General features: G+C 59.3%; 9 protein-coding genes. All 9 read left to right on the top strand.

Annotated elements, in window-relative coordinates; genetic code table 11:
* Window positions 1–89: 89 nt before the first annotated feature.
* The 9 genes from AB3X89_RS07625 to AB3X89_RS07585 all read left to right on the top strand — a co-directional run bounded on the left by AB3X89_RS07625 (window position 90) and on the right by AB3X89_RS07585 (window position 11744).
* Entirely contained in the window at window positions 90–1526 is a 1437-nt protein-coding gene (locus AB3X89_RS07625) for a basic amino acid/polyamine antiporter (protein ID WP_368582614.1), read from the top strand.
* 68 nt (window positions 1527–1594) lie between these two features.
* A complete protein-coding gene (locus tag AB3X89_RS07620) occupies window positions 1595–3022 on the top strand; it encodes a basic amino acid/polyamine antiporter (protein WP_368582613.1) in 1428 nt (475 codons plus the stop codon).
* A gap of 588 nt (window positions 3023–3610) precedes the next feature.
* Window positions 3611–4261, top strand: a complete 651-nt coding sequence (locus AB3X89_RS07615; protein WP_368582612.1) for a response regulator — start codon at window positions 3611–3613, stop codon at window positions 4259–4261.
* Window positions 4262–4514: 253 nt separating this feature from the next.
* Entirely contained in the window at window positions 4515–5051 is a 537-nt protein-coding gene (locus AB3X89_RS07610) for a fimbrial protein (RefSeq protein ID WP_368582611.1), read from the top strand.
* Between the two features lie 90 nt (window positions 5052–5141).
* Window positions 5142–5915 carry a fimbria/pilus periplasmic chaperone gene (locus AB3X89_RS07605; protein ID WP_368582610.1) on the top strand — a complete coding sequence of 258 codons (774 nt, stop codon included), beginning with the start codon at window positions 5142–5144 and terminating at the stop codon, window positions 5913–5915.
* A 285-nt stretch (window positions 5916–6200) separates the two neighbouring features.
* Window positions 6201–8765, top strand: a complete 2565-nt coding sequence (locus AB3X89_RS07600; protein WP_368582609.1) for a fimbria/pilus outer membrane usher protein — start codon at window positions 6201–6203, stop codon at window positions 8763–8765.
* Window positions 8766–8778: 13 nt separating this feature from the next.
* Entirely contained in the window at window positions 8779–9399 is a 621-nt protein-coding gene (locus tag AB3X89_RS07595; RefSeq protein ID WP_368582608.1) for a fimbrial protein, read from the top strand.
* A gap of 24 nt (window positions 9400–9423) precedes the next feature.
* Window positions 9424–10113 (top strand): DotU family type IV/VI secretion system protein, encoded by a 690-nt coding sequence (locus AB3X89_RS07590; RefSeq protein WP_368582607.1) that lies wholly within the window; start codon window positions 9424–9426, stop codon window positions 10111–10113.
* Complete coding sequence (locus AB3X89_RS07585; RefSeq protein WP_368582606.1) at window positions 10110–11744, top strand: OmpA family protein; 1635 nt, start codon at window positions 10110–10112, stop codon at window positions 11742–11744. Before AB3X89_RS07590 ends, AB3X89_RS07585 begins: the two co-directional genes overlap by 4 nt.
* Window positions 11745–11942 lie beyond the last annotated feature (198 nt).

The raw sequence follows: 11942 nt of genomic DNA, 5'->3' as shown, positions 1-11942 counted from the left end.
GGAGGACTAACAGGAGATGCGCAACGTACGCGTACCTGCTCCGCGTAAGTCCCTTTCTGGAAGAAATCAGCTTCTCTGAAGGGTGAACGATGACAACCCAGGTCGAGACGAAACTGTCGTTACCCGCACTGACGGCGATGGTCGTCGGTTCGATGGTGGGCGCAGGGATTTTCTCGCTGCCGCGCAATTTCGCGCGCGCGACCGGACCGTTCGGCGCCGTCATTGCATGGTGCGTGGCGGGCATCGGCATGTATGCGCTGGCGCGCGTGTTCCAGGCGCTCGCACAGCGCCGGCCCGAGCTCGATGCCGGCGTGTTCGCCTATGCGCGAGCGGGCTTCGGCGATTATGCGGGCTTTCTGTCCGCATTCGGCTACTGGATGGCCGGCTGCTTCGGCAACGTGTCGTACTGGGTGCTGATCAAATCGACGCTCGGCGCTTTCTTCCCCGTCTTCGGCGAGGGCAATACGGCGACGGCGATCATCGTGTCGTCGGTAGGCATCTGGCTGTTTCATCTGGTGATGCTGCGCGGCGTCCAGCAGGCCACGATGATCAACACGATCGTGACGGTCGCGAAGGTGATTCCGATCGTGCTGTTCATCGTGATCCTCATCGCGCTGTTTCGCGCCGACATGTTTCACGCAAATCTGCGGGAAGGCAACGATCAGCTCGGCAACGGCCTGTTCTCGCAGGTTCGCGCGACGATGCTCGTCACCGTCTTCGTGTTCGTCGGTATCGAAGGTGCAAGCGTGTACTCGCGCTACGCGAAAAAGCGCTCGGACGTGGGCGCCGCGACGATCACCGGCTTCGTCGCAGTGCTGTGTCTGCTAGTACTGGTGACGCTGCTGCCTTACGCGAGCTTGCCGCGCGCCGATCTCGCGGTGATGCGCCAGCCGTCGATGGCCGCGGTACTCGGCGCGTTGCTCGGCCCCTTCGGCGTCGTGTTTATCAGCGCCGGTCTGATCGTTTCGATCCTCGGCGCGTACCTCGCGTGGTCGCTGATCTGTGCCGAGGTGCTGTTCGCCGCCGCGCGCCTCGAGACGATGCCGCGTATCTTCGCGCGACAAAACGAACGCAAGCTGCCGGTCGCCGCGATCTGGCTCACGAGTACCGTGGTGCAGTGTTTCGTCATCAGCACGTACTGGTCGACCGATGCGTTTGCGCTGATGCTCAATCTGACGAGCTCGATGGCGCTGATTCCCTATTTCCTCGTGGCCGCATACGGAATCAAGGCCGCGCGTTACGATAGTCGCCACAATGGCGGCACCTTGAGCGGCGTGTTGCGCACCGAGTATTTCGTCGCGATGTTCGCGACGTTCTATACGGCCTTTCTGCTGTTCGCGGGCGGCCTGAAGTTCCTGATGCTATCGGCGCTGCTTTATGCGCCCGGTACGGTGCTGTATGTGTTGGCCAAACGCGAGCGCGGCATGGGGGTGTTTTCGAAACTCGAATGGATCATCTTTGCCGTCGCAGTCTGCGGCGCGATTGCCGCGCTGATCGGCCTCGCGAGCGGCACGATCGTCATCTGAGCGGTCGATCATCGTAGTCGCGCGAGCGCGGCTCGATCGGAACGTGTTTGCGGGAGAGCGATCGCAGCATGGACAAGCGCGTCAGACTGTCAGCGCCGGGCCTGATGGCGATGGTGATCGGCTCGATGGTCGGGGTGGGCGTCTTTTCGTTGCCGCAGGCGCTCGGCAAATATACCGGCGTCGTCGGTTCGCTGATCAGCTGGACCATCACCGGCTCCGGCATGCTGATACTCGCGCTGATCTTTCAACGGCTCGCATGGCGCAAGCCGGAACTTGATGTCGGCGTCTACACGTATGCGCGCGTCGGGTTCGGACGCTATACGGGATTTCTGTCGGCGTTCGGCTACTGGTGCGCCAGCTGTCTCGGCAACGTGGCCTATCTCGTGCTGATCAAGTCCGCGCTCGCGATCGTGGTGCCCTCTTTCGGCGCCGGCAATACGTTCAGCGCGATCGTCAGTTCCTCGCTGATGATCTGGGTGTTTCACTTTCTGATTCTGCGCGGCGTGAAGGGCTCGTCGATTGCGAATGCGTCGATGACGGTCGCCAAGTTGCTCGCGCTCGGACTGTTCGCGGTGCTCGTGCTATCGAGCGTCGAGTGGCGGGTGTTCGTCGCGAATCTGTGGACCCGTGCCGAGCCGTCGGCGACCGGTCTTTTCGATGAGGTGCGCAAGACGATGTTGGGGACGGTCTTCGTGTTTCTCGGCGTGGAAGGCGCGAGCGTTTATTCACGGCATGCGCGCGAACGGCGCGACGTCGGCGTCGCGACCGTGCTCGGCTTTCTATGCGTGCTTGCGTTGATGGTCATGGTCACGTTGTTGTCGTATGGCGTGTTGCCGCTCGAGCAGTTGGGTACGTTAAAAAATCCGTCGATGGCTGGCGTGCTGAGCGCCGCGGTCGGCGCGTGGGGCGCGGTCGTGGTCAAGCTCGGCCTGCTGATATCGGTACTCGGCTCCTATCTCGCATGGACGCTGCTCGCCGCCGAAATTCTGCACGCGGCGGGCAAGAGCCGTACGATGCCCGCGTTTCTCGGCCGAGAAAACCGCAACCACGTACCGGTCGCTGCGCTATGGATGACGAGCCTCGTGATCCAGGCGTTTCTGATCGTGACGCTGTTTTCGAAAGAGGCGTTCACGCTGGCCAAGGAGTTCACGACGTCGATGAGCCTGATCCCGTATCTGTTCGTCGCCGGCTATGGGTTGAAGCTCGCGGCGAGCGGCGAATCGTATGCGGGGCAGCCCTGGTCACGGCGCGTCGATTTCATGCTCGCGCTGATGGGCTGCGTCTATGCCCTCTTTCTCGTGTACGCGGGCGGCCTGCATTATCTGTTGATGTCCACCGTGCTTTATACGGCGGCGACCGCGTGGTTCTACATCGCCGAGCGCCGCAAGGGGAAACGGCCTGTGTTTACGCTGCTGGAACGCTGGCTGTTCATCGTGGTTCTGCTTACCGCGCTGGTCGCGTTCGCCGATCTCGTGCGCAATCATTTCGGGGCTTGAGGTTCCGTTAGAGGCACACGGGGCAGCAACTAGCGAGGTATTGCCATCGGTCCGGCTGGGCAAGATGTTGCGTCGAAGCACGACGCTGCAATACTCTGTGACGCTCTGCTCCCGTCTATGCAGCCGTAACGCTAGCGATTGACGCTCCATGTGGAATGGTCGACGTGCTGCTCGTAAGCGTGCGTTGAGAGCACCATGACAAAAGCACTCCTTGTACCTATGACGCATATAGGAATCTGCTGACTTTTTTCTTGTTGGTGCCAAGTACAATCCGCGTAAGTGCAAGGCGGGAATCTATTAATTCATCGCCGCTGAGTGAGTGCGTCGCGCTTCCCGTCTTCATGATGGTCCATGCCTGGTTGCATGCGAGAAATTGCTTTGTCTCTGCCAAAAAGCGCACCGACCTGCTCAGCGATTTCAACTGACTTAAATAAATAGTGGTTCAAGAACTTCCGACGAGTGGCATGGGCGAGATGTCCTGTGCTTTTCTTGTCATGTAACGGCGTGAAATGACATCGTACTTTGGCAACAAAGCATGCAGGTGTGTCGGCGCGAGAAAAGTATTCACCAGCGTGGTATGGAGTGCGAGTGAACAAAATCAGAGTGGCTATTGCCGACGATCATCCATTCATTCTTCTCGGCGTCGAGCATCTTCTTCAGCGTCGTCCGGACGTCAAGGTCTGCTTCAAAAGCGAAACAATTGGCCAGCTTCTCCAACTGTTGGGTGAAGTGCCGGTCGACGTGCTCGTGTGCGACTACGAATTCGAAGGCGATCCGTATGCGGACGGTCTCAATCTTCTTGACCGCATCCGGCGCGTCGCTCCAGCCGTGCGCGTAGTTTTCCTGAGCGCGCACTCTTCCACGCACATCATTTCGGCTGCGTTCAATGCGGGGGCGGCCGGCTTTGTCGGGAAGGGGCCGGAGGGCTTTGCCAGCCTAACCGCCGCCATTCGTGCCGCCAAAAACAAGAGCGTGTTTCTGCCTGATTCCATTGCGAACAAGATGTTGCGCGCAACGGCGCGCGCAGCGGAGGGCGGATCCTCTCTCAATTTGCTATCTAAAAATGAATCGACGGTCGTGCGAATGATCTGCGACGGCATGTCGATCGGCACCATTGCCGAGCGGCTCAATCGCAGTCCCAAGACCGTCAGCAATCAGAAGAACGCTGGCATGAAGAAGCTGGGTGCCAGAAACGACGTAGAACTCGTCACGATCGTGCGCGAGTGGTCTTGCTCGTAGCTATTGCCGCGATTCTCAGCCGGATTCTGTAGTTCTCGTAGCGCCTTTCCCTATCGTATGGCGGACCTGGCATCGATTCAATTCGAGGAATCGACACGCCGGTTGTCGGCTGTCCTATGTGGTATTTCATTTTGGGTATCGGCCCATTAACACCGATCTTCTTCAATGACATCATTCCTCTGCCTTGACGATCGCTGGGAGCTCCGGCTTCACAAGGGTTTGTAGTTTCGAAATAGCAACAAAGAGGAATCTCATGAAAAAACAAGTGACGCAACTCATGATCGCGGTGGCCGGCCTGTCCGTCGCGCCGATGGTTTTCGCTCAAGCCGTACCGGGCACAGGTCAGGTAACGTTCAACGGCGAACTGATCGACGACACCTGCCTGATTAACGCCGGTGACGAGGACAAGACGGTCACGCTGCCTACCCTGTCCACCCAGTCGTTGGTTGCAGCCGGCCAAACCGCCGGCTCCAGGATGTTCGAAATTTCGGTGTCACAGTGCCCGGCAACGCTGACCAATGTCGCGGCGCATTTCGAGACCACGAACATGGACCCGGCTACGCGTAATGCCATCAATCAGGCAAGCACTTCGCCGGCTACGAATGTCGAAGTGCAACTGCTTGACCGCGATGGCAAGACGCCAATTCTGCTGGGTAGCACGGGTTCGTTCGTTCCTGTCGCAAGCGACGGCACCGCAACGATGAGCTACGGCGGCCAGTACTACGCAACGAACAAAACCACGGCCGGTAACGTGACGGCCGTTGTTCGCTACACGTTGGCATATCAGTAAGCCAGTCCAAGCCGAATGGCATCGGGTTGCGCTTCCTCTCTGAAGGCAACCCGAAGTGACATTCCGCCTATCTGTCGCGTGGAGGAGCGAATGTCTTCAATGAAATTCTCTAGATATCTGGCTGCGGCCATAGCCTGTAGTGTGGTGTCGTTTGGTGCACAAGCGGCTATCACCATCACCGGTACACGAGTTATTTATCCGGCGCAAAACCGCGAAGTCAACGTTCGTTTGAACAATGTTGAGAGCCGCCCGGTCCTGGTTCAGGCATGGCTGGACGACGGAGATGCAGCAGCCGCGCCGAATGAAATCAAGGTGCCATTCACGCTGCTGCCAGCCGTATTTCGAGTCGAGCCTCATCGAGGTCAGGCTTTGCGCATCATGTTCGCAGGCGGCGACATGCCAATGGACCGTGAGTCCGTCTATTGGCTAAACGTTCTGGAAATTCCCCCCAAGCCTAAGGACGCTGATGACCGAAACATGATTCAGCTCGCGTTCCGTACGCGGATCAAGATGTTCTACCGGCCCACATCGTTGCTCGATGACCCAACGGCGGCGCGAGCTGAACTGAAGTGGCATGTCGAGTCAGATGACAAAGGTCAGAGGGTCGTTCGTCTCGACAACCCGTCGCCCTACTTCGTTTCCGTCGGAATGGCAGAAATAGAAACGGCAGGCAGGAAGGTTGCACTTTTGCCCGACATGGCACCGCCGTTCGGACACGTCGATCTCCGTCCACGGGATGGAAAGCTGGATATCAAAGCTCCTGCCACGATTTCCTACACGGTTCTGAACGATTTCGGTACAGCGATCAAGGACTCGGCGGAAGTGGCAAGTGCGCAAAGCGCGGAAGCGCAAAAGAATCAATAATTGGAATACGGGATGTCGGGCGTGCGGAATAGTAAGACAGCAGTTGAGAAAGTATTCGGTAATGTCCCATTCCGGTTTCACCCACTGGCGTGGGCGGCAATCGTAGCGTCGGGCTGGGTGTTTTCCGCGAATTCCGCGGTCGCCGCATGTGCGCCGGATTCGGGCGGGGCGACGCCGCCCAGTGACTGCTCGGCGTCCGAGCTGCCGGAGCAGGCAGTCGGTGCCAACAGAGAAGATGCGCATACAGATGCGTCTTCTGACGCGCCGACATCGAATGCGCCGTCTGTGGAAGCTCCGCAAGAAGTCGAGTTCAATCCCGCGTTCTTCACGGGCAACGTCGCCGACCTGTCGCGCTATACGCGAGGTAACCCTGTTGCTCCGGGCGTTTATCCGGTCGAACTGCTCGTCAATGGTAAGAAGCGTGGACGCTTCGATGTCGTTTTTCAGGCGGTGCCGGATTCGGATATCGCCAGGCCCTGCTTCACGATATCCAGCATGGACCGGGCTGGCATAGATACCGAACGCGTGATCCAACGGCTAAAGGAAGCCGGAAAGGCCGACGTCGACGATACGGATGCGTCATCGCAATGCGTGCCGCTGGCGGAAGCCGTACCCGGATCGCTGGCATCGTTGAACACCGCCGATCTGCAACTCGATCTGTCGATCCCACAGATCGAACTGCGCAAGGAGGCTGCCGGTTATGTCGATCCGTCCCGTTGGGACAACGGGATCAACGCAGGCTTCGTGCAATACAGTCTCGCCAGCTATACGACTCACCAGAACAATGGGAGGGGAGACTTCAGCAGTGCCTACCTCGGTCTGCAAAGCGGATTCAACGTGAACGGCTGGCGTATCCGGCAGTGGGCCACGGCAAGCTTGCAGAACCGGAGTCCCGACGCGCATTGGCAAAGTGTCGCGTTGTTCGCGCAGCACGATGTCACGGCGCTCAAGAGTCAATTGACGATCGGCGACAGCTCGACGAGCGGTGACGTCTTCGACTCGTTCAACGTGCGTGGCGTCCAGCTTTCGAGCGACGACCGCATGTTGCCGGATTCCATGCGCTCCTACGCACCGGTAGTGCGTGGCGTGGCCGATACCAATGCACGCATCATCGTCCGTCAGAACAACATCATCGTGGCCGAGACCAGCGTGCCGCCGGGACCGTTCGAACTGAGCGACCTGCCGGCTACCGGTTATGGCGGCGACCTTCAGGTCACTATTGCAGAATCCGACGGCCGCCAGCGGACTTTTCTGGTTCCGTTCGCGTCAGTCCCGCAGTTGTTGCGGCCAGGTGTTTCACGTTTCAATCTGACGACCGGTGTCTATCGCGATACCGTGCTGGATAGCCATCCGTGGGTCGCGCAGGCGGTTTATCAGCGCGGCCTGACAAACCTGTGGACCGGCTATACCGGTGCACAGTTTGCGGAAGGTTACTGGGCTGGGTTGGTCGGTGTCGCGCTCAACACGCCGCTCGGCGCATTCGCGTTTGACATAACCGCGGCGGGAACGAATATTCCCGGCGCGTCGGGTGGTCGTCCCGGCTACAGTACCCGCATCAGCTACAGCAAGCTTCTTCCGGGGCCGAACACGAATTTCTCGGTTGCGGCCTACCGCTACTCGACCGCACGCTTCTATAGCCTGCGTGACGCGATGTACGCGCGATATGGCTCGAGAGACATGGGTCAGTATGACTACCGCACGCGCAGTCGTCTGCAACTGAACATCAACCAGCCAATCGGCGAGTCGAGTTCTTTTTATATCGCCGGCAGTTCGCAGAATTACTGGGGCGCGTCGAAGGGCTACGATCTGCAGTATCAGGTTGGCTTCAACAGCGCGTACAAACGGGTGTCCTACTCGCTGTATGCGCAACGCACGCGCCTGCAAAACTCGAAGATCAGCACGCAGGTTGGCTTGAACCTGACGATTCCGCTCGGTAAGGTCGACTCGAACGAGCATCGTATGTTCGACTATCTGACCACCAACGTTGCGCGCAGCTCGAACGGGGACCGCACGATACAGGCCACTGCGTCGGGCAACACGACCGGAGCCACGCCGATCAACTACGGTGTCAACGCATCGAGGATCGTCGCCGGCGACAATCGAACCGTTTCCGCAGGCGGTTACGCAATGTATCGCGCGCCGTTCGGTACGTACAACCTCAATGCGTCGATCAGCAATCAGACTCGTCAAGCCGCGTTCAACGCCGACGGCGCAGTCGTCATTCACAGCGGCGGCGTCACGCTGAGCCCGCCACTCGGTCAGGCGTTTGCGCTCGTCGAAGCGAAAGGCGCAGAGGGTGGCCGGATTATCAATGGCCAGGGCGCGCGAATCGACGGCCACGGCTATGCGGTTGTGTCTTCGTTGACGCCATACCGGGTCAACACGGTCGCGCTGGATCCGAGCGACGTGCCGCTCGACGTTGAACTGGGCAACACGAGTGAGGAAGTCGTGCCGCGCGCAAACTCGCTGGTGAAGGTAAAGATTGCGACCACGCAGGGCACGCCGATCTTCGCCGAGGTCATGGATCGGGAAGGCAAAGCCATGCCGATGGGCGCCGAGTTGTTCAATGAATCCGAGAAATCGGTGGGCATCGTCGGTCAGGGCGGTCTCGCGTATCTGCGCGGCCTCGAGCATGAAGGCAAGCTGCTGGTGCGCTGGGGCAACCGCGCAGCGGAGCAGTGCGTGATGCCCTACACGGTGCCGGACGACGACAAGGCGCAGGGTAGTCATCACGCGGGGATCGTTGCGCGCATCAAACTGAGCTGTGATCCAGCGCTTGTATGGTCCGCGCCGGCAAAGCCTGTCGCGCGGCGTCCAGCGGGCGCGGCGCTTGTCAGTTCGCTTCGCTGAAAGGCGAAGGCGGATGCCCGGTCAGCTCCAGCAATGCGGCTCGGAGGAATCCGCCGACAGTGGAGGTCAGAAAATGAAAAATATTTGCAGATACTTTCGGATTGCCGGACCCATCGCCGGGTTGATCGCGGGTGCGCTGTTGGGATCAGTTTGCGTACAAGCGCAAGGCTCGCCTTCGGTCACGCTCAATTTTAGTGGCACCTACAACGCGACGACGTGTTCGCTGGTTAGTTCGCCCGATATGACAGTCACATTGCCGAGGCTTTCGACGCAATCGCTGCCGAGGGCCGGAGTGGCGGATGGCTCAAAGATCTTCACCATTACGATCCAATGCCCAAGCGGCGTGACGGATGCGCGCGTCTATTTCGAGAGCGGTTCGTCGACCGATCCCAATACGGGAAATCTGGAATTACAGAACGCGAGCGGCACGACATCGGCAAAGAATGTACAGGTCATGCTGGCGAATGCGGACGGATCGCGGATCAAGGTCGGCGACCGATCCACGATGAAAGTCATTCCGATCGCGTCCACGGATCCGACGCCGGTGGATTTCATTGCCAGCTACTACGCAACGGGGCGAGCCACGGCTGGCACTGTGAGTACGTTCGTCACCTATATCGTCGAAATGCCCTGAGGGTGTCGGCGCGCATACGTTTATATGATGTTTGATTCAACAGTCGCGCTGATGCGAGCGACAGCGTTGCATGCAGCACTGCTGTCGGACGGCGCGCAGATGCCGGCTATTCCTTTTTGGCGCGCGCGTTGTAGCACGTTGGTCGAGACGCTGCAGCAGCAAATGCAGGATCGGAATTTTCCGCCAACGGATATCCAGGAAGTCAGCCTCGCACAGTGCGTTCTGCTGGATGAACTGACGTTGCATGCATTGGCTTCCAACCAGCACGAAGAATGGTTGCGTGACTCGCTCCAGATGCGTTTTCATCGCGTGCGCGATGGCGCTGCATTGGTTTGGGACCGGATCGAAGCGGTGGTGAATGGCGGCGGCCGGGATCTCGCTGGACTCGAGTTCTACAGCATGTTGCTGGGGCTGGGCTTCGACGGCGGACGGGGAGACGCAAACGCATATCTGGAGCGTGCGAAATCGGCGTTGAACTGGCGTAGATGTGATACGGCGGTGTTGTCCACACCCTACGCACCGGAGACCGCCATGTCACCGTCTAATTCGCTTTGGCCGGCGAACATATCACGCATCTCACTTTCACGTAGGACCGCCGGCGGGCTCATTGCTGGCGCGATTGCCGTCGCGTCGCTATGGGCGGCGCTGGACGTTAGCCTGGACATTGCGATACGTGATCTACCTGAAACATCGTCCCGGCAGAGTACGCAATGATTTCCGCTAACAGCTACCGGGCGGCGCTGATCTGGATTGCTGTCGCCGTTGTCGACCTGATATGGCTGTGTTTGCCGCTCGCTCTTCAACCGTCGTGGCCCGTCGTGCTTAGCCTTGTTCTGGTGACGGCGGTGGGCACCGCGGTATTGCCAACTTACGGGCGATCGAAACCGCCCCAAGAGGACCAGCACGTTCAGCTCGGGAACATGCGCGACTTAGCGATCGTTCTTGTCGTCGGGCCGCATGCCGGTGCGTTGTTTGCACGCGATGGCCAGTCATCCATACTGCGCCGTAACGGTGATGCCGTGTGGCTCCATGTCACGTCACCCGGGGAGCTGTCCAGCGTGTTCGCTACGGTGATGGAGTCGTATCGACGTGCGCCCGATGCTGTGTTGATGCCCGTTGTTCCCGACGCTGAGTGTGACGACGCGGTGATTCGCCGCGAATTTACCCGCTGGAAGCATGAAATCGCCGCAAGCACCGGTCCCCGGGCGTTCGTATTACCTTGCTATCTCGCGATCTACGCGTATCTCAGCGCGAATGGCGACCACCCAGCGGAACCGGTCTGGTTCGGCGATGCAATTAGTCTGTCGGCAATGCCACCCGCGACCGCAACTGCGCGGCAACATGTGCAAGCACTCAGGCAACAGCTAGACCAGGCATGGCTCGCCGTCGCACACCCGGAACGTGCGTCGCGAATCGGTCTGGGACACGCAGTGTTCGACTGGCTAGAAGATGCGGCGCTGTTATCGATACTTTCATCGCTCGCGAACACCGCGCCGTTCTCGCTGCGCAGCTTGCTGCTGGCCGATATCGGACACCCGCCGATGCGTCCCGGTGCTTGGTCGCGATGGCTAACCGGTAAAACCACGCTGCGACCGCCGCTGATGACGCCGAAGGCGCAGCCGAAGCCGCTGTCTCTACCTTTACTCACGCCCATTGCGCGGGACGAGAGCTTCCGGGTCTCGAAGAGCGAGCGGGACCGGCCGTACTCCGCAATGCTGCACGCGGTTGCTGCGTCGGCCGTCGTCCTGATGGTATCGATCGGGGTCTCAGCATGGTCGAACAGCAGGTTGGTCGCGCGAGTCGCCAACGACCTCGAGGTCTACACGCATATACCCGCAGCTCATGCCGATCTGGCTCGCTATGCGAGCAACGGTGTGCCGACCGGACTCGGCTGGGGACTGTATCAGGGCAAGCAATTCCAAGTCGCGCTTGAACGCGTGACCGCCGCATCGCATTCTTCATCGATTGCCGCGCATTCGCCGCCGCTTGCTGTGACGATCGACAACTTCCTGTTGTTCGACAGCGGCAAGACGGTGCTGAAGCCAGGTGCGGAGCCGAAACTCAAGGGCGTTCTCGATCTGATTCGCGCGAATCCCGGCAAGCGGATTCTCATCGCGGGTCACACCGACAACATGGGTCCCAGCGTCGCGAATCAGAAGCTGTCCGAGGCACGAGCACAGGCCATCCGCGATTGGTTCGTCAACACTGCTTCGTTGCCCATCACACGTTTCGCCATCCAGGGATATGGCGACACGCGGCCGATTGCCAGCAATGAAAATAGTCAGGGCCGCGAGATGAATCGTCGTGTCGAAATTACCCTTATTCCCGATTCAGGGACCCAATAAAAGTACTCGTCGCGGGTATCCCTCCAGCTGCTTGCGATCGTGGCACATCAAACCTGTCCTTCGTTCTCGAAAACGAATCCGAATTTTGGGCATCCGCCCATATCGTCACGCTGCTTCGAGACATAACATCACCGGATTGCAGATTTCCTAAGTGAAAAGGAGCGGTGTCACCGCTTCTTATTTTATTCGAGCGATAAC

Origin of the sequence: Paraburkholderia sp. BR14320, from assembly GCF_040948665.1 — a bacterium.
GTDB lineage: Bacteria > Pseudomonadota > Gammaproteobacteria > Burkholderiales > Burkholderiaceae > Paraburkholderia > Paraburkholderia youngii.
The sequence above is the reverse complement of the archived record's forward strand: the minus strand, read 5'-3'. Positions and strand labels throughout refer to the sequence as shown.

Excerpts from the sequence above, each read along its gene's own strand:
- AB3X89_RS07625 (WP_368582614.1), top strand. The coding sequence starts at position 90 with ATGACAACCCAGGTCGAGACGAAACTGTCGTTACCCGCACTGACGGCG.
- AB3X89_RS07620 (WP_368582613.1), top strand. The coding sequence starts at position 1,595 with ATGGACAAGCGCGTCAGACTGTCAGCGCCGGGCCTGATGGCGATGGTG.
- AB3X89_RS07610 (WP_368582611.1), top strand. The coding sequence starts at position 4,515 with ATGAAAAAACAAGTGACGCAACTCATGATCGCGGTGGCCGGCCTGTCC.
- AB3X89_RS07605 (WP_368582610.1), top strand. The coding sequence starts at position 5,142 with ATGTCTTCAATGAAATTCTCTAGATATCTGGCTGCGGCCATAGCCTGT.
- AB3X89_RS07595 (WP_368582608.1), top strand. The coding sequence starts at position 8,779 with ATGCCCGGTCAGCTCCAGCAATGCGGCTCGGAGGAATCCGCCGACAGT.
- AB3X89_RS07590 (WP_368582607.1), top strand. The coding sequence starts at position 9,424 with ATGATGTTTGATTCAACAGTCGCGCTGATGCGAGCGACAGCGTTGCAT.
- AB3X89_RS07585 (WP_368582606.1), top strand. The coding sequence starts at position 10,110 with ATGATTTCCGCTAACAGCTACCGGGCGGCGCTGATCTGGATTGCTGTC.